Annotated in this window: 16 protein-coding genes and 3 pseudogenes; 18 read left to right on the top strand and 1 reads right to left on the bottom strand. The window is 73.3% G+C overall.

The annotated features are described in order from the left end of the window. Positions 1-55 precede the first annotated feature (55 nt). The 18 genes and pseudogenes from PH203_RS46485 (at position 56) to PH203_RS46400 (ending at position 15,865) form a co-directional block, all read left to right on the top strand. The gene (locus PH203_RS46485) at positions 56-940 is read left to right on the top strand and encodes a universal stress protein (RefSeq protein ID WP_289928713.1); all 885 of its coding nucleotides are present in this window, start codon (positions 56-58) and stop codon (positions 938-940) included. A gap of 26 nt (positions 941-966) precedes the next feature. Then, positions 967-1,464 carry a hypothetical protein gene (locus PH203_RS46480; protein ID WP_289928711.1) on the top strand — a complete coding sequence of 166 codons (498 nt, stop codon included), beginning with the start codon at positions 967-969 and terminating at the stop codon, positions 1,462-1,464. A 139-nt stretch (positions 1,465-1,603) separates the two neighbouring features. After that, positions 1,604-1,894 carry a hypothetical protein gene (locus PH203_RS46475; RefSeq protein WP_289928709.1) on the top strand — a complete coding sequence of 97 codons (291 nt, stop codon included), beginning with the start codon at positions 1,604-1,606 and terminating at the stop codon, positions 1,892-1,894. A gap of 492 nt (positions 1,895-2,386) precedes the next feature. Then, positions 2,387-3,487: pseudogene (gene ugpC, locus PH203_RS46470) on the top strand (sn-glycerol-3-phosphate ABC transporter ATP-binding protein UgpC); the annotation flags it as partial. Positions 3,488-3,755: 268 nt separating this feature from the next. After that, positions 3,756-4,424, top strand: a complete 669-nt coding sequence (locus PH203_RS46465; protein WP_289928705.1) for a DUF4389 domain-containing protein — start codon at positions 3,756-3,758, stop codon at positions 4,422-4,424. A 71-nt stretch (positions 4,425-4,495) separates the two neighbouring features. Then, the gene (locus PH203_RS46460; RefSeq protein ID WP_289928703.1) at positions 4,496-5,137 is read left to right on the top strand and encodes a DsrE family protein; all 642 of its coding nucleotides are present in this window, start codon (positions 4,496-4,498) and stop codon (positions 5,135-5,137) included. 35 nt (positions 5,138-5,172) lie between these two features. Further along, positions 5,173-5,574, top strand: coding sequence for an avidin/streptavidin family protein (locus PH203_RS46455; protein ID WP_289928701.1), 402 nt, complete (start codon positions 5,173-5,175; stop codon positions 5,572-5,574). Between the two features lie 160 nt (positions 5,575-5,734). Next, the gene (locus PH203_RS46450) at positions 5,735-6,199 is read left to right on the top strand and encodes a pyridoxamine 5'-phosphate oxidase family protein (protein WP_289928700.1); all 465 of its coding nucleotides are present in this window, start codon (positions 5,735-5,737) and stop codon (positions 6,197-6,199) included. Between the two features lie 828 nt (positions 6,200-7,027). After that, positions 7,028-7,513 (top strand): CoA-binding protein, encoded by a 486-nt coding sequence (locus PH203_RS46445; protein WP_289928698.1) that lies wholly within the window; start codon positions 7,028-7,030, stop codon positions 7,511-7,513. A 137-nt stretch (positions 7,514-7,650) separates the two neighbouring features. After that, entirely contained in the window at positions 7,651-8,613 is a 963-nt protein-coding gene (locus PH203_RS46440) for an ABC transporter ATP-binding protein (protein WP_289928697.1), read from the top strand. Further along, entirely contained in the window at positions 8,610-10,202 is a 1,593-nt protein-coding gene (locus PH203_RS46435; RefSeq protein ID WP_289928696.1) for an ABC transporter permease, read from the top strand. Before PH203_RS46440 ends, PH203_RS46435 begins: the two co-directional genes overlap by 4 nt. Positions 10,203-10,392: 190 nt before the next feature. Then, positions 10,393-10,902 (top strand): universal stress protein, encoded by a 510-nt coding sequence (locus PH203_RS46430; RefSeq protein WP_289928695.1) that lies wholly within the window; start codon positions 10,393-10,395, stop codon positions 10,900-10,902. Between the two features lie 34 nt (positions 10,903-10,936). After that, positions 10,937-11,446: a flavodoxin domain-containing protein gene (locus tag PH203_RS46425; RefSeq protein ID WP_289928689.1), complete on the top strand. Its 510-nt coding sequence runs from the start codon at positions 10,937-10,939 to the stop codon at positions 11,444-11,446. An 11-nt stretch (positions 11,447-11,457) separates the two neighbouring features. Then, positions 11,458-12,204 carry a phosphoribosyltransferase family protein gene (locus PH203_RS46420; RefSeq protein WP_289928687.1) on the top strand — a complete coding sequence of 249 codons (747 nt, stop codon included), beginning with the start codon at positions 11,458-11,460 and terminating at the stop codon, positions 12,202-12,204. 242 nt (positions 12,205-12,446) lie between these two features. Further along, on the top strand, positions 12,447-12,938 hold the full coding sequence (locus PH203_RS46415) for an OsmC family protein (protein WP_289928685.1): 492 nt from the start codon (positions 12,447-12,449) through the stop codon (positions 12,936-12,938). Between the two features lie 55 nt (positions 12,939-12,993). Continuing rightward, complete coding sequence (locus PH203_RS46410; protein WP_289928684.1) at positions 12,994-14,073, top strand: hypothetical protein; 1,080 nt, start codon at positions 12,994-12,996, stop codon at positions 14,071-14,073. A 1,094-nt stretch (positions 14,074-15,167) separates the two neighbouring features. After that, positions 15,168-15,353 (top strand): annotated as a pseudogene (locus PH203_RS46405) (DUF1918 domain-containing protein); the annotation flags it as partial. 245 nt (positions 15,354-15,598) lie between these two features. Then, positions 15,599-15,865: a DUF1876 domain-containing protein gene (locus PH203_RS46400; RefSeq protein ID WP_289928679.1), complete on the top strand. Its 267-nt coding sequence runs from the start codon at positions 15,599-15,601 to the stop codon at positions 15,863-15,865. A gap of 202 nt (positions 15,866-16,067) precedes the next feature. On the opposite strand, the pseudogene PH203_RS49875 reads toward PH203_RS46400, so the two are convergent. Next, positions 16,068-16,334: pseudogene (locus tag PH203_RS49875) on the bottom strand (acetate--CoA ligase); the annotation flags it as partial. Between the last annotated feature and the right edge of the window lie 334 nt (positions 16,335-16,668).

Below are 16,668 nucleotides of genomic sequence, written 5' to 3'. Positions count from 1 at the left end.
GGGTTCGCTGTGCGCGGCACGGGGCCGGGCCCCGTGCCGGAACGGGAGGTGTGCCATGACCGGACCTGTCGTCGTCGGAATCGACGGCTCACCGGCGAGCATGACGGCCGCGTGGTGGGGGGCCCAGGAGGCGGTGCGGCGGCGGCTGCCCCTGCTGCTGCTCCACTCCTGGACGTCCCAGCCGCTGGACGTGCCCGTCGCGCAGGAGGCGTTGAGCAAGCAGCGGTACGGCGGAAGCGTGCTGCAGCGGGCCGAGGCCGAGTTGCTGCACCGCCACGGCGAGCTGAGCGTGGCCACGGAACTGGTCTCGGCCCCCGCCGCCGAGGCACTGCTGGAACTCGGCGCGGGTGCGGAGCTGCTGGTGCTGGGCTCGCGCGGCCACGGCACGGTCGCGAGCTTCCTGCTGGGTTCGATCAGCCTGCACGTCCTGGGCCTCGCACGGTGTCCCGCCGTCACGGTCCGGGCGGGCGACCCGGCTGTCGAGGCCGGCTCGGAGCACCCCGCGGCGGCCGACCGGGACGAGGTCGTGGTGGGTGTCCGGGAGGCGGGAGCGGCCACCGACCGACTGCTGGAGTTCGCCTTCACCACCGCGCACGCCCACGGGTCCCGCATCCGGGCCGTACGTGCCCTGCCGCTGTCGTCCCTGCTGACGCATCCGCGGTTCGGCGACGAGGCCGACGGCGGATACGAGACGGACGAGCGTGCGCGGCTCGCCGCCGCGCTGGCGCCGTGGCGGGAGAAGTTCCCCGACGTCCCCGTCGTGGCCCACGTCGCCATGGGGCCTGCCGCACACGTGCTGCTGGCCGCCTCCGCCCACAGCCGCCTCACCGTCGTGGGCCGTCGGCACCACCCCTCTCCTCTGGCCTGGAAGCTCGGCCCCGTCGCCCACGGGGTCCTGCACCATGTGCCGTGCCCCGTCGCGGTCGTCCCGCACGACTGAGCGGACGGCATGACAGGAGTGCCGCCATGGCAACGTCACGCACACTTCGCCGTATCGCGCCGGGCGGCGCGCTGGTGGCGCTCGGAGCGGTGCCGGCGACGACCACAGCCGCCGTCCGGGCGGACGCGGTGTCCACGGCGACCGCGCCCACGGCACCCGGCCGCGCCGGCCGTCCGACGTCCGCCGTCGACCGGGTCGCCGACTTCTACGGCGCCTGCATCGACGTGCTGTACGACTGCGGCCGCAGCCGGCTCGCGGACGCCCTGCGCACCCACTACCTCACCGCCGGGCTGCGCCAGGACCTGGCCCGCTGGGAGGCCGAGCACCACAGGGACGGCGTCCTGCGCGCCAAGGGCGTACCCGTCGCCTGGAAGGTCGTCCACAACGACAGCGGCATGGGCCACTGCTGGACCCGTGCCACGCTCACCTGGCAGGACTCGGCCGACCGGACCCACCGCACGCGTCTGATGATCCAGTCCGACCTGGCGACCCTGCTCATCTCCGGCATCCGGTCCGCCGACTGACCGGTCGGACCCGGCCCGGGCCCTGTCGGCCGTACGGAGGTCCGGTCGGCCCATGTCCGCGCCGGGCTCCGGCGTGCACGCTGGCCTCATGCCCTGCCGTGAGGCCGCGGGGCCCGGGAGCACTTCGGAGATGGTCACGATGAGCACGGTTCCCTCACGTCGGTCCTCCAGGCGTCCCTCCACGGTCCTGCATCTGCCGTGTGCGCGGCGCACGGTGGGTGTGGAGGCCGCACTCCGGCTGCCCACGGTGATGGTGCTGGTGGTCGAGGACACCTGCACCCTCATCGCCCTGCGGGACTGGCAGGACCGCGAGCCGCCGCGCCGCAGGCCGCGGGCACGGCACCGCTGGCACGCGGAGGGCCGCCGCCTGCGGGCCAAGGAGCAGCGGATGCTGGAGCTGGCAGAGCAGTGCCTGGACGCACCCGACTGACCTGCGCCGGTGGAGCAGCGGGGACCTGTCCGGAAGCGGAGGGCAGGTCCGCCGGCGAACCGGTCGCGGCCACAGCCGGACCGGGCGTTCGGCCGCCCGGTCCTCCGACCTGCCTTCGATGCGGTGGGTCAGGGCGAACCAGCCGCCCGCCTCGGCGCGAGCACCGCGGTGTACCCGCCGCGCAGCGCGCCCGCGGCGGGCCCGGCGTCGGTGGAGTCGACGGAGACGGAATCCGAACCGTCCTCCTGTGCCGCCGGATGCGCGGCACCGGCCCAAACCGGCCGCAGCGTGCCGGTGTTCGGGGGCCCTGGGTCCGGGAAGCCTCGCTCGATGCCGCAGCATGCCCCCTTCCCCGCTGCATCCAGCCTCGCGAGGGAGGACAGCGGCGCCCAGGGGCCGACCGGCATGCGGGGCAGGCCTTCCGGGCCCTGCCGCGGGAGTGGCCGACGGTTCCAGCCTGGGGGCGGGAAACGTGTCAGGGAGGGGAACATCATGGCGTCCGTCAGTTTCGACAAGGCCACCCGGTGCTTCCCGGGTATGGAACACCCGGCCGTGTGCGACCTCGATCTGCAGATCGCGGACGGCGAGTTCATGGTGCTGGTGGGGCCCTCCGGCTGCGGCAAGTCGACCAGCCTGCGCATGCTCGCCGGGCTCGAGGAGGTCGACTCCGGGAGCGTCCACATCGGCGACCGGGATGTCACCCATCTGCCGCCCAAGGACCGGGACATCGCGATGGTGTTCCAGAACTACGCGCTCTATCCGCACATGACGACGGCCGCGAACATGGGCTTCGCCCTGAAGATCGCGCGTATGCCCAAGCATCAGGTGCGGGAGCGGGTCCAGGAGGCCGCGACCGTCCTCGACCTCGCGGACTACCTGGACCGCAAGCCCAAGTCCCTCTCCGGCGGTCAGCGCCAACGCGTCGCGATGGGACGGGCGATCGTGCGCGAGCCGCAGGTTTTCCTCATGGACGAGCCGCTGTCCAACCTGGACGCCAAGCTGCGCGTCCAGACCCGCACCCAGATCGCCGTGCTCCAGCGCCGCCTCGGCACCACCACCGTCTACGTCACCCACGACCAGGTCGAGGCCATGACGATGGGCGACCGGCTGGCCGTCATGAAGGACGGCCTGCTGCAACAGGTGGGCACGCCGAAGGAGGTGTTCGCGCACCCGGCCAACACCTTCGTCGCCGGCTTCATCGGCTCGCCGGCGATGAACCTGTTGCGGCTGCCGCTCGACGACGGCGGGGTCCGGCTCGGCGCGCTGACCGTTCCGCTGCCCCGTGACACGCTGCTGGCCGCCGGCACCGAGGGCGCCACGGAGGTCACGCTCGGCGTGCGGCCCGAACAGTTCGAACTCCTCTCGCCCGAGCACCTGGACGGCCCCGGCCTGGACCTCGTGGTCGACGCGGTCGAGGACACGGGCTCCGTCGCCTATCTCCACGCGACCGCGGACCTGGGCCGGGAGCGCGTTCCGGTGGTGGTCCGCCTTCCCGGCCGACCCGAACACGGCAAGGGGGCCCGGCTGCGCGTCGGGGTCCGCGCGGACGCCGTGCACTGCTTCTCTGCCGTGACAGGGCTGAGGCTGCCCGACACCACGGATCCCCTCGACGCGTCGGCGCAGCCGCCGGGGGCCGGGCCCGAGGACGCGGTACCGGGGCTGTCGGGCACCGATCTGCGGGACGCGGCGCCGGCGGAGCGACCCTGAAGGGCTCACCGCTCGGGGACCGTTGGCCGGTGATGCGGCCCCGGTCGGCCCTCGTGCCGGCCGCGGGCCGGCCGTCAGGCTGGTCACGGGTCATGCCCCCGCGTGCGGCGTCCTGTCCCGCGGGGAGCCTTCCGCCCCGAAGGAGTTGATCGCCATGACGACCCTGGCGGGCCTGCCGGACCGTCCGGTCCGGGTCAACGCGGTGCTGGACGCGCCGCTGTCGCGGTGGCTGTGGCTGGTGAAGTGGATCCTGGTGATCCCGCACTACGTGGTGCTGTTCTTCCTCTGGACCGCCTTCATCGTGGTGAGTGTGATCGCGTTCTTCGCGATCCTTTTCACCGAGCGCTATCCCCGCGCCCTGTTCGATTTCAACCTGGGTGTGCTGCGCTGGAGCTGGCGGGTCGCCTACTACTCGTACGGCGCGCTGGGCACCGACCGCTATCCGCCGTTCAGCCTGGGCGCGGAGCCCGACTATCCGGCCCGGCTGGACATCGCCTACCCCGAACATCTCTCCCGGGGCCTGGTACTGGTGAAGTGGTGGCTGCTGGCCATCCCGCACTACATCGTCGTCGGCTTCTTCCTCGGCGGCTGGCACCTCGGCTGGTGGGACGGCGGACTCGTCGCCGTCCTGGCTCTGATCGCCGCCGTGATCCTGGCCTTCACCGAGAAGTACCCCAAGAGCCTGTTCGACCTGATCCTCGGCCTCAACCGGTGGGTGCTCCGGGTCGCGGCCTACGCCGCCCTCATGACCGACACCTACCCTCCGTTCCGCCTCGACATGGGCGGCACGGAACCGAGCGACGCACCGGAGGACCGGCCGTAGCGGTCCCGGGGGCGAAGCCGACGCCGCAGTCAGGCAGGAGCGGAGTCCTCACCGATCCGTGGAGGTGCCCGATGTCCGAGATCCTGGATCTGAGGGGCAAGACCATCACCACCTACGTCGCGGGTCGTGCCGCGGACGTCCTGGACCACATGGCCGACGGCGATGTCCTCGAACTGTTCACGGACGACGCCGAGTTCATCGACCACGACCTGCGCGTGTGGTGCCGCTCGAACGGCACCGAGATCCTCTCCTCCACCTGCACCGAGGGCGCCGTCCGCTACCGGCTCAGGCGGCACGGAACACCCCCTGCCGGTTCCGGCCTCGCCCTCGTCGTATCCCACGACGGCCTGGAGGAGCTGCTCTCGCCGCTGGCGTTCGCCCTCGCCGCCGCCCTGGAGGGAGCCCAGGTGTCGCTGTACTTCCAGGGGCCGGCCGTCCGGGCCCTGACCCGGCGCTTCCGGCCGCGGCTCCACGGCCCGCGCCGGCCCTTCTCCCCCTTCGCGCGACGCGGCCTGGCCAGGGCCGGGCACGTCCCGCCCCAGGAGAAGATCGCCGAGCTGCGTCGGCGCGGTGCCCGGCTGTACGCGTGCGGCCCGTCGATGCGGCATTTCGGAGTGGGCAAGGAGGACCTGCTCCACGACGACATCGTGATCGCCGAGTATCTGACGTTCATGGACGTGCTGCGGCGATCCGACATCCATCTGTACGCGTAGCCGGGCGGATCAACCGCCGAAGACGGGAGGGCGTCATGAGCCTCGACGGAGACTGGTACAGCGAGAACGGCTCGCACATGCGGATCACGGCCGACCCCACCGGTGGCATCAAGGGCACCTACATCTCGGCCCAGGGCCACGCGACGGGTCCGTACCCGCTGGTCGGACGTTACGACACGGCAGCACACCCCGACCACGGGACGCCCCTCGGGTGGACGGTGGCATGGCGCAACGCCCGTTCCGATGCGGGGTCGGTGACCAGTTGGAACGGCCAGTACCAGAACGGGGACACCGGCCCGGAGCGGATCCGTGCCACCTGGCTGCTGACCGCGTCGGCCACCACGGCCGAGGTCTGGGAGGCGACGGCCGTCGGACAGGACGTCTTCACCCATGTGCCGCCCGCACCGCGACGGCATCCGGGTGGGGCCGGCCGGTGAGGCGTGCCCTCGGTGAGACTCCGGTGGGAAGTAGGGCCGAACAGCCCTGGTGCGACACGTCCGGCACGTCTTTGATGGGGGGCGTCAGACCTGCGAGCGGCCCCGGCCCCTGGCCCCGTGCGGCGGACAGGCACCGCCGTGCGCGAAAGGCCCCCGGTAGATGACTGACCAGTCAGGTCGAGGCGGACCGCGCCGCACCGTGGCGCTGGATCCCGCCGAAGCCCTGCGGCTGCTCGGCAGTGTCCCGCTGGGCCGCGTCGTGTTCTCGCGCAAGGCGCTGCCCGCCGTACGCCCCGTCAACCACCTCCTGGACGGCGGCGACATCATCATCCGCACCCACGACGGTGCCGCACTGGTCTCGCACGCGCGACAGGACGCCGGCGACGGCGTCGTGGTCGCCTACGAGGCCGATGACATCGACCCCGCGACCCGCCTGGGCTGGAGCGTGGTCGTCATCGGCTACTGCCATCTCGTCACTGATTCCGAGCAGGTGACGCGCTATCAGGAGACGCTGCATCCGTGGTCGGACCAGGAGATGGACCATGTCGTCCGGATCCGCCCCGACCTGATCACCGGCATCCGGCTGGTCGCCGAGGCCTGCCCGCGGCTTCCGTCGAGCGAGTGACCGACGTCGACGTGTCGGTCGGCGGCAGGGGTGCCGGACCGCCGCGCATCGCGGCGCAGGGGAAGCACCCAGGTCTCAGGAGATCGCCCACACGGCCGGAGGCCGGCCGGTGTCGCTCCGTCGGTACGCGAGCCGGTCGCTGCGCGCCGATATCGCCGGCGCCCGAACGGTGGTACGCCGCAGGTCGCCCGGTACCGCCCTGCCGTCGGGGCGGAGGGCGCCGTGCGGCAGGCGGCCGAGACGCGGTTCCCCGGGCCGCGGCCGGAGCGACGGTCCCGAGCCAGGGTCTCGGTGCGGTTGGAGCGGCGGTGCTGCGGGGCGAGGGGGCGAAGTGCCGGGCACGCGGGCCGCACGGCGGATCACCTGCGACGATCGTGTCGCCGCCCGTCGGCCTCACGCGGGCCCGGCACCGGGGGCGGGACGACCCGGCCCGCCCTCCTTTCCCGAGGAGCCGCCGTGGCGGCCCGCGCCGGCCCCCACGCCGACGCCGCCCGCACGACCCGTCCGCCGCACCGGACCGTCCCCCTGAACGGTCCGAGGCAGAGAATGCGGCGACTGGGCCCTCCCCCAAGAGGAACCTCGTCGCCGCCGGTCACGCGGGTTCGCCTGACACCCTCACACCACGGGCGACGCCGGAGCAGGGACCGAACGGCCCCGTCGGCAGGGCCGAACGGCCCCGCCGGCGAACGGCCCATCAGGTCGGCACCGAGCCCGGCGGCAGCAAGGGGCCCGCCCGTACCCGGGAGGGTCCTTCGGCCCCTGGCAGCGGACGGGCGCGGGGAGTTGGCTCGGGAACGGTGGAGAACTCTTTCCCGTGGGGAGGCAACCGTGATCACGATCAAGCAGGCCGCGGCCGAGTTCCTGGCCAAGAGGCGCATCGCGGTGACCGGAGTGTCCCGCGCGCCCCAGACGCACGCCGCCAACGCGGTCTACCGGCGGCTCCGGGACCGCGGCTACGAGGTGTTCGCCGTCAACCCCAACGCCGCGGAGGCCGAGGGCGACCGCTGCCACCCGGACCTGAAGTCGATTCCCGGCGGGGTCGAGGCCGTGGTGATCGGCACCCGCCCGGAGGCCGCCGAGGACACCGTGCGCGAGTGCGCCGCCCTCGGCATCCGGCACGTGTGGATGCACCGTCTGTACGGCGACGGCAGCGTCTGCGAGAAGGCCGCGGCGTACGGCCGCGAGCACGGGATCACCGTCATCGAAGGCGGCTGCCCGCTGATGTTCGGCCCGACCGCCGACGTCGGACACCGGGTCATGCGCCTGGCGCTCACCCCGGCGCGCCGGCTGCCCAAGCAGGTGGAAGCGCCCTGACGGCCGGAGCTTCCGCCGGGCACGGGCCCGACCGTACGGGCGCCCGGGACCTTCGGCCCCTGCCGGGCACGCGCCTTGGTGCGCGAGCGTCACAGGAGAGGACGAAGACGTAAGGAGAACCGGCCCGGGAGGCATTCATGTCCGCCGTCTCTGCCGCACAAGGCCACTCGACGCCCGACCGTGACGGCACCGCGGCCGTCTCCGTGTCGGGCCTGGTCAAGACGTTCGGGCCGACCCGTGCGCTGGAGGGGCTCGACCTGACCGTGGCCACCGGGGAGGTGCACGGCTTCCTCGGGCCGAACGGCGCGGGCAAGACGACCACCATCCGGGTCCTGCTCGGCCTTCTGCGGGCCGACGCGGGCGAGGTGCGGCTGCTGGGCGGCGACCCGTGGCACGACGCGGTCCGGCTGCACCGGCGGCTGGCGTACGTGCCGGGCGACGTGAGCCTGTGGCCGAAGCTGACGGGCGGCGAGATCATCGACGTCTTCGGGCGGTTGCGCGGCGACCTCGATCCCACTCGGCGCGACACGCTGCTGGAGCGGTTCGAGCTGGATCCGACGAAGAAGGCGCGCACCTACTCCAAGGGCAACCGGCAGAAGGTGGGCCTGGTGGCCGCCTTGGCGTCCCGCGCCGAGCTGCTGCTCCTGGACGAGCCGACCTCGGGCCTGGACCCGCTGATGGAGAGCGTCTTCCAGGAGTGCATCCGCGAGATGACGGCCGAGGGCCGCACGGTGCTGCTGTCCAGCCACATCCTGGCCGAGGTGGAGGCCCTGTGCGACCGGGTGAGCATCATCCGGGCCGGCCGCACCGTGGAGAGCGGCACACTGGCCGAGCTGCGGCACCTGACCCGCACGTCGATCGACGTCGTGACGGTGCGGACCCCTACCGGTCTCGGCGCCCTGCCCGGCGTGCACGACCCGCGCGCCGAGGACCACCGGGTCCGCTTCGACGTGGACACCGACCGGCTCGACGAGGCCGTACGCCATCTCAGCGGCTTCGGCATCCGCACCCTCACCAGTCAACCGCCCACGCTGGAGGAGCTGTTCCTGCGCCACTACGGCGACGAGACGAGCGGCTCCGAGGACGGGGACCGGCGATGACCGTGTCGTCCGGACAGACCGGAACCGCCGTCCTCTCCCGGCTGATCCTGCGCCGCGAACGCGTCCGCATCCTGATCTGGACCCTCGCCGTTCCACTGCTGGTGCTGCTCACGGCGGCCAGCGTCAAGGGGCTCTACCCCACGCAGCACGACCTCGACGTGGCGGCCGAGGCGAGTGAGGACAACGCCGCGGCCATCGCGTTCAACGGCCCCGCCCAGGGGCTCGACACCCTGGGCGGCGAGGTCGCCTTCCAGGTGGGCACCTTCGGCCTGGTCCTGGTGGCCCTGATGAGCACGTTCATGACCGGACGTCAGACCCGCGCCGAGGAGGAGGCGGGCCGCGCCGAGCTCATCGGTTCCCTCCCGGTCGGCGGGCACGCGAACGCCGGCGCCACCCTGCTGGTCGTGACCGGCATGAACGCGGCCGTCGGGACCCTGGTGGCGCTCGGCCTCATCGGCATGGACCTACCCGTCACCGGGTCGCTCGTCCTCGGCGTCTGCTTCTTCGCGCTCGGACTCGTCTTCGCCGGCCTCACCCTCGTCGCGGCCCAGATCTCGGAGAACACCCGGGTCGTGCACGGCAGCACGGGTGCCCTGCTGGGCGTGGCGTTCGTGCTGCGGGCCGTCGGGGACATCGGGGACGGCACGGTCTCGTGGCTCTCCCCCATCGGCTGGGTCCAGAAGACCCGGCCCTTCGCCGGTGAGCGCTGGTGGCCCCTGATCGTCCCGGCCCTGTTCGCCGTCGGCTGCGTCGTCGTGGCCCACGCGCTGTCCGACCGGCGGGACCTCGGTGCCGGCCTCGTGCCGCCCCGGCCGGGTCCGCCGCGGGCCGCACGGGGGCTCGGGCGGCCGCTGGGGCTGGCCCTGCGCCTGCAACGCGGCAGCCTGATCGGCTGGACCTGCGGTGTGTTCCTGACGGGCCTCGCCTACGGCTGGGTCGCCGAGGACGTCGAGGACTTCGTCGCCGACAACGAGGCCATGGAGGAGCTGCTCACCGGATACGGCGGAGCCGGCCTGACCGACTCCTACCTGTCCCAGTCGCTGCTCGTCGTGGCCCTGCTCGGCGCCGGGTACACCGTGCAGTCCGTCCTGCGGCTGCGCGCCGAGGAGAGCGGGCTGCGCGCCGAACCGGTGCTCGCCACCCCCGTCTCCCGCAACCGTTGGGTGGCCGGTCATCTCACGGTCGCACTGGCCGGCAGCCTCGTCGTGCTCGCCGCCGCCGGGCTCGGTACGGGCCTGGCGTACGGTCTCGCCAGCGGCGACCCGGGCCAGGTGCCCCGCCTGATCGGCGCCGCCCTCCTCTACGCACCGGCGCTCTGGCTGCTCGCGGGCATCGCGATCGCGCTGTTCGGAATCGTCCCGCACGGCACGGCCGCCGCCTGGGCCGCGCTCAGCGCCTGCTTCGTCATCGGCCTGCTCGGTCAGGCCCTCGATCTGCCGGGCTGGGCCAGGGACGTCTCCCCGTTCGAGCACATCCCGCACCTGCCCGCCACCGAAGCGTCCGCCGCGGCACCGGTCCTGATCCTCGCGATCGCGGCAGCCCTCACGGCGACCGGCGTGGCGGCTTTCCGCCGGCGGGACGTGGGCTGAGCGCCCGCCCAAAGAACGGTGACGCTGTGCCGGCATCAGCCCCGTGCCCTTGACGGGGCGCGGCAGGGCAGCGGAATCCACCAGGCCCGAAAGGGCCGTTCGGCACGTTGTCGGTGCCTCTCGGCCCACGCCCCGTCCTGGCGGTGCGGGCCACCGTGGAAAGCACAAGCAGTCCTGCGGGGAGGCAGCCATGACCCAACACGCCGACGACACCATCGTGGTGGGTGTCGACGGATCCGAGGCGTCCCTGGCCGCGCTGCGCTGGGCGGAGCGGCAGGCACGCGCCCTGGAGGCGCAGGTCGTCGCCGTACACGCCTGGGAACCGGCCGCGGCCCGGTTCGCGCCCTACGCGCCGGCGGTCGGCCGGCCGACCGCCGAGGAGCAGCGCGAGCAGGCCGCCGAACTCCTGGCCGCCACGGTCCGGAAGGCCTTCGGGGCGCGCAGCGGCTCCGCCGTGCGTGCCGTGGTGGCGGAGGGCCCGCCCGCCGGAGTACTCCTGCGGCACGCCCGTGACGCGCTGCTGCTCGCTCTGGGGCGCAAGGCCCACGGGCAGTGGGAGGCGCCCGCCATCGGCACGGTGGGCCGCGAGTGCCTGCGGCACGCGACGGTTCCCGTGGTGACCGTGCCCGCCGCCGGACGGTCCGCGCCGCCGCTCCGGGCCGTCGCCGCGCACGAGCGCGTCGGCAGTGGTGCCGCATAGACCGGGTGCGACCGAGGAACAGCGAGGTGACGTCATGGACATCCTGGTCGGATACGCGAGCGCGCACGGCTCCACCCGCGAGATCGCCGTGCACATGGCGGCCCGGCTGAACGAAGCGGGCCTCAAGGCCGAGGCACGGGCGGTGGAGACCGTGGACGACGCGGACGCGTACCGGGCGTTCGTCCTCGGCAGTGCCGTGCACGAGCAGACCTGGCTCGAGCCGGCGAAGGCCTTCCTCCGCGACAACCCCGACGTGCTGGGCGACCGCCCGGTGTGGATCTTCAGCGTCGGAATGCCCGGCGCGCTGCGCGGGCCGTGGAAACGTCTCGGGGCCAAGGAGATCCCGGTGATCGTCAGGAGCCTGCCCGGCACCCTGTCCTACCGCGATCACCGCTTGTTCTCCGGCGTCGTGGCCCCTGCCCACCTGCCCTTCGCCGGACGCCTGTTGTTCCGTCTGATGGGCGGCCGGTCCGGCGACCACCGCGACTGGGCGGCCATCGACGCCTGGACCGACGAGATCGTCCTGCGGCTGGCCGACGGCTGAGGCGGTGCCCGATGCGCTACACGGACCGTCCGGAGGCGGGGCGCCGGCTCGCCCGGAGCCTGGAGCAGCTGCGCGGCCAGGACGTGGTGGTGCTGGGACTGCCGCGGGGCGGGGTGCCCGTGGCCCACGAGGTCGCCGTCGCGCTCGGCGTGCCCCTGGACGTGCTGGTGGTGCGCAAGCTCGGGGTGCCCTGGCAGCCGGAGCTTGCCTTCGGTGCGGTGGGCGAGAACGGCATGCTCGTCCTCAACGACGCCGTGCTCGAGGAGCTTCCGCTGGACCCTGACCGCCGAGAGCGCGTGGTGGAGAACGAACGGGCCGAGCTGGACCGGCGCGTACGCCGCTACCGCCAGGGCCGTGATCGACTGCCGGTCGTCGGACGCACGGTGGTGGTCGTGGACGACGGGCTCGCGACCGGTGCCACCGCCGAGGCCGCGTGCCGGGTGGTGCGCGGGCTGGGGGCGGCCAGGATCGTCCTCGCCGTCCCGGTCGGGCCGACGCAGACCATCGATCGTCTCCGCGCGGTGGCCGATCAGGTGGTCTGTCCGCAGCCCGTGCACCGGCTCGGTTCGGTCGGCTCCTGGTACGACGACTTCGCGCAGGTCGCCGACGCGGAGGTGATCGCGCTGCTGGCTCGGGCCACCGGCGGTCCGCCCGCGCGCCGGGGCCGACGGGGCCGTGGCCGGCACCGGGCCCGGCGCGTGCCGGGGTGGTGTTCACGCGATCGCGGACCCCACCCGACGGCGAGCGGGAGCAGTTGACCGGCGCGAGCGTGGCCGCAGGGCCGAGTGGATCCCTTCCAGGCACCCCGCGGAGACGGTGATCGATACCGTCTCGATCGTGGCGGTGCCGGCACGAGTTACCCATAGGGGTATACGCCCGACCCGTCTGCCATGGTCCGAACGGAGGCCGTTCGGACCTGCGCACGGCCCCGTGGGCCCTTCATCCGCCGCGCCGCCCGCGCTCCACTGGAGAGAGCAGCAGGTCTCGGAGGGAGCCGGCCATGACGGATACAACGGCACAGACGGTCACTGCGGGAAGGCCGACGGAGCCCGAACCGCACCGGTTGGACGTCGCCCACATCAACGGTGACGCGTACGAGGTGGACATCAGGGGACACCGGATCCTGGTCGACCAGCCCCTGGACGCGGGCGGGACGGACACCGCGCCGACGCCGGTCGAGTTGTTCGCCGCCTCGCTGGCCACCTGCGTCGCCTTCTACGCGGGCCGCCATCTCCGCCGCCACGGACTGCCGCGCCGTGGCCTGCGGGTCCGTACGGAGTTCACCATGGCCTCGGAACGCCCCGCCCGGGTGGCCACCGTACGCCTGGTGATCATCCCGCCGCCCGCGCTGTCCGCACAGCGCCATGCCGCGCTGCTCGCCGTCGCCTCGCACTGCACGATCCACAACTCGCTGCGCACACCGCCCGAGATCGACATCCGCCTTTCGCCCTGCGGGGCTGTCCCCAACGGCCCTACCGCCGACGCCTCATGACGTTCTCTCATGAAGAGACGAAGACGGCTCGAGAACAGAAGCGGGGGTGCCGGCCATGTCTCCCTTCCCTGTGTCCGCCGATCACGCGGTCCGCTACCTCGTCCGCGCGGCCATCACCGCTCCCTCCCCCTACAACACCCAGCCCTGGCGTTTCGTCGGCAGCGGCGACGAGCTGCAGTTGCACGCCGATCCGGCACGGCGCCTCGCCGTCGCGGATCCGGACGGCCGCGAGATGGTCATCAGCTGCGGCGCCGCCCTGTTCAACCTGCGTCTGGCGGTGCGGCACCTGGGCTTCCTGCCCCGGGTACAGGTCTTCCCCGACGCCGCCCGCCCCTGGCATCTGGCAACCGTCCGCTGGGGGCCCTACGTCCCGCCCAGCGCCGCCGAGGAGAGCCTCTTCGCCTGCCGCGCGCACCGGCACACCCACCGCGGCCCGTTCCAGCCGGACCCGCTCTCGCTGGGCTTCGTCCGCGAACTGCGCCACCTGGCCCCGCAAGAGGGCGCCGAGCTGCACACGGTGAGCGACTCCAGGACCCTGCGGGAGCTCTCGGTGCTCATCCGCGCGGCGGAGACCGCCCGGCGCGCTCACCCTGCCTTCTCCTCGGAGCTCGCGAACTGGACGCCGCCGAGCCGCAGCGGCCGGTTCGACGGCATCCCGGGCCACGCCTACCCGCGTATCCCCGACACCACGGCTTTCGCCGGACGCGACTACGCGGGCCACGCACGTATGGGCTACGCCGACGGGATCCCGGCCCGCTGCGTACGCCCGACCCTGGGACTGGTCACGCTGTTGGACACCTGTCACGACCGGCCCGCCGACTGGCTGCGGGCCGGGCAGGGTCTCCAGTTCGTCCTGCTGTACGCCGCCGCCCACCGGGTCCGCGTGGCCTTCCACACCCAGCCCCTCGAACTGCCCGAACTGCGGCAGGAGGTCCGCCGGAGCACCGTCACCGCAGGCTGGCCGCAGGTGATCCTCCGGCTGGGGCACGCAGGCGGCGGGGCCCGTGCCACGCCCAGGCGGGCCGTCGACGACGTCCTGTCCCGCTCGGCGGTGCCGGGCGTCCGGGTCCATGGGGCCACCGGTCGAGGACCGATGGCCCATGCCGGTTCGCGGGTTCGGCAAGAGAATTACTGAAGAACGGACGGCCGCAACCGCAGGGTCCACGCCCCGCTCCGGCCGTCCGGACGCCTTCGTCCCCGCGGCACACTGAATGGGGTGCTCTCCCGCACACCCCGGCCCGGGGACGACCCGCGCGAGGGCCGGCGGAGGGGAGCCGCGGCTCGTCGCGCAGGCGGCCGCCGTCGGCACCGGCGATGCGGCGGCGGCCGCCGAAGACCACGGCCATGGTGACGCGTGTCCTGCGTACTCGACGGAGCGGGAAGTGTCCGTGCGAGTCTCGGATCACACGGACACCCGGCCGACTGTGCTCCCGCTCACGGCTCGGCCTCGGCCGCGACGGCACCGACTCCGTCGCGACCTCCCCGGCAGGGTTCCACCACGGCGTCCGCACAGGGAATCGCCGCCGTGGGCACCCCGCCGCCTCGGTGAACAGCAGGACGTGGTCCCAAGCCCATCCTCGTGCTCGTCCCGTGCCGCGCCCGGAGGCCGGACGGCCCGGATGCCAGGCCAGAGGGCCCTCCTCCGCACGACGACGCGGACGAGGCGGACGAGGCGGACGACGCGGACCACACGAACGCACCGCGCGTGCCCGGCACCGCAGCGGACGGGCGCCTCTGCCCCTCAGCCGGCGCACCGCACATGCTCGAACGCCTCCGCCGCATGGCACACCCCGCACGTCACACGCTGCGTGAGCCTGCACTCGGGGCACCCCGCACCGACCGGTCCGTCGACCGGACGTCCCAGGACGTGGGCGTGCCGCCCGCACACCCCGCACCCGCAGCGGTCGCACACCGCGACCGCGGGCGTCACCGTGCTCTCCGTCGCGCAGTCGGAGCAGTGCACGTCGCGCTTCCCCTGCCGCATCGGGTCCGCGGCCGTCCGGTGGCTCATGGCGGCCTGGCCACCGGGGACATCCGATGGCGGTCACATGTCCAGCGTGTCAGGAGCCGGTCGCCCACGGGTGAGCCGTCCGGACCTGTTCGGGGCCACTGGGCCCGGAGAACCGGGCTGTTCGGCCCCCGTGCCGGGGCTGCTCGAACCTGCGCCGCTTCAGACCGCGCGTGTCACGCTGGGTGCAGCAGCACTCCTCGGAAGGGAGAGTGACGATCATGCGAGCTCGACTAGGCGACCGGCTCATCGTGGAAAGCCCGACCACCGGCACCACCAGGCGCGACGGCGAGATCGTCGGACTGCACCACGAAGACGGAACGCCGCCCTACGACGTGCGCTGGTCGGACACGGACGGTGTCACCCTCGTGTTCCCCGGCCCCGACGCGCATGTCCGCCACATCGAGCACGGGACCGAAAACCCCCACGGGCCCTCCCCAGCCGGTCACGGATGAGACGGCGAGGCGCGCCACCGGGCAGCATGCCGGCGACAGCAGCGTGCCCGGGCGCGCCCACGACGGGGCCGGAAGTCTGCGCCGCGGGCTCGTCGAGGACGCCGAGGACGAACGGTCGGGATCGATGCCGGCCGTGCACCGGCTCAGGCGCAGGCTGAGGAGTGCGGACGAACAGCCCTCGTACCCTCCGTCCGGGAGTGATCACGATGGAAGCCAAGCAGTGGACCGTACAGATCTACATCACCGAGGAAGGTGACGACACCCGCGCGCGTGCCGTCCTGACCACCCGGGAGACGTCGACGGTCACCGGCCGGGGCCTGGCCCGCCGCAACCCGATCGACCGCTCCGTCCCGGAGATCGGCGACGAACTCGCCGCCAGCCGCGCGTTGGAGGACCTCGCCATCCGGCTCCACGACGTAGCTTCGGACGACATCGTCCAGTTGACGGGCCCCGCCGAGCGGTGACCGTGGCCGTCACCCGGTCCGTGCCACGAGGAAGTTCCAGCATGTCGCGGAACTTGTCGTCGGGCCGGACCCGGGTGAAGTCGGCGTCCGGAACGATCTCGGTGATGCCCCCAGCTCCGGGAACCCGTCCCGACCGTCCGTGACCCAGGGTCACGACCCGGTCGCCCCGGCCGATGCCGAGCGTGCGCAGCACGTTCGCGAACCGGGCTGTGGAGTGGGCCAGTTCGGCGTACGTCACGGTGGTCACCCGGTCGTCGCGGCCCACGCAACGCAGGGCGACCGCCGAGCCGTGGTCGGATGCCGCGTGCCGGTCGACGGGCTCATGGGCGATGTTCAGCCCCCGGCCGCCGGGCAGACCGTGGAGCCTGGTGCGCGCGCCGGACCAGGAGAACTCCTCGCAGGCCTTGGCGTAGTCGTCCAAGTCGGGCGGGACCGGTGGGGCGTCCTTGTGGATCGTCTCCCGGGGCATGGCGGCTCCTGCCCTGCGTTGTCTGTCTCGACCATGCGCCCAGGCCGTGATGGGGGATGGGGGCGCTGGGCCGAACGGCCCCCGGACCGGGCCGGGCGGATCCGCGGCGTTCCCGGGGCCACGGCGGATGGCCCGGGTCCGCAGGGCACGGCGCGCCCTGCGGGAGGGCCGATCAGGCCCTGCCGTCAGAGCCGGTCGCCCCATGGCAGGGCGTGGACGGACGGACGAGGCTGTTGTGCACACAGCGCCCCGCGGCTCGCGGAAAGCGCGGCCCGGAGGCCCAGGAGGTGTGGTGATCATGAAGAGGATCCAGATGCCCAGGCGTCCCCAGGAC

The organism is Streptomyces sp. S.PB5, from assembly GCF_030403745.1.
Taxonomy (GTDB): domain Bacteria; phylum Actinomycetota; class Actinomycetes; order Streptomycetales; family Streptomycetaceae; genus Streptomyces.
The sequence above is the reverse complement of the archived record's forward strand: the minus strand, read 5'-3'. Positions and strand labels throughout refer to the sequence as shown.

Bases quoted from the DNA above. Each gene is read 5' to 3' on its own strand.
- PH203_RS46440 (WP_289928697.1), top strand. From the start codon at position 7,651: ATGTCCGCCGTCTCTGCCGCACAAGGCCACTCGACGCCCGACCGTGAC.
- PH203_RS46485 (WP_289928713.1), top strand. From the start codon at position 56: ATGACCGGACCTGTCGTCGTCGGAATCGACGGCTCACCGGCGAGCATG.
- PH203_RS46455 (WP_289928701.1), top strand. From the start codon at position 5,173: ATGAGCCTCGACGGAGACTGGTACAGCGAGAACGGCTCGCACATGCGG.
- PH203_RS46450 (WP_289928700.1), top strand. From the start codon at position 5,735: ATGACTGACCAGTCAGGTCGAGGCGGACCGCGCCGCACCGTGGCGCTG.
- PH203_RS46435 (WP_289928696.1), top strand. From the start codon at position 8,610: ATGACCGTGTCGTCCGGACAGACCGGAACCGCCGTCCTCTCCCGGCTG.
- PH203_RS46475 (WP_289928709.1), top strand. From the start codon at position 1,604: ATGAGCACGGTTCCCTCACGTCGGTCCTCCAGGCGTCCCTCCACGGTC.
- PH203_RS46420 (WP_289928687.1), top strand. From the start codon at position 11,458: ATGCGCTACACGGACCGTCCGGAGGCGGGGCGCCGGCTCGCCCGGAGC.
- PH203_RS46415 (WP_289928685.1), top strand. From the start codon at position 12,447: ATGACGGATACAACGGCACAGACGGTCACTGCGGGAAGGCCGACGGAG.
- PH203_RS46430 (WP_289928695.1), top strand. From the start codon at position 10,393: ATGACCCAACACGCCGACGACACCATCGTGGTGGGTGTCGACGGATCC.
- PH203_RS46480 (WP_289928711.1), top strand. From the start codon at position 967: ATGGCAACGTCACGCACACTTCGCCGTATCGCGCCGGGCGGCGCGCTG.
- PH203_RS46425 (WP_289928689.1), top strand. From the start codon at position 10,937: ATGGACATCCTGGTCGGATACGCGAGCGCGCACGGCTCCACCCGCGAG.
- PH203_RS46465 (WP_289928705.1), top strand. From the start codon at position 3,756: ATGACGACCCTGGCGGGCCTGCCGGACCGTCCGGTCCGGGTCAACGCG.
- PH203_RS46410 (WP_289928684.1), top strand. From the start codon at position 12,994: ATGTCTCCCTTCCCTGTGTCCGCCGATCACGCGGTCCGCTACCTCGTC.
- PH203_RS46460 (WP_289928703.1), top strand. From the start codon at position 4,496: ATGTCCGAGATCCTGGATCTGAGGGGCAAGACCATCACCACCTACGTC.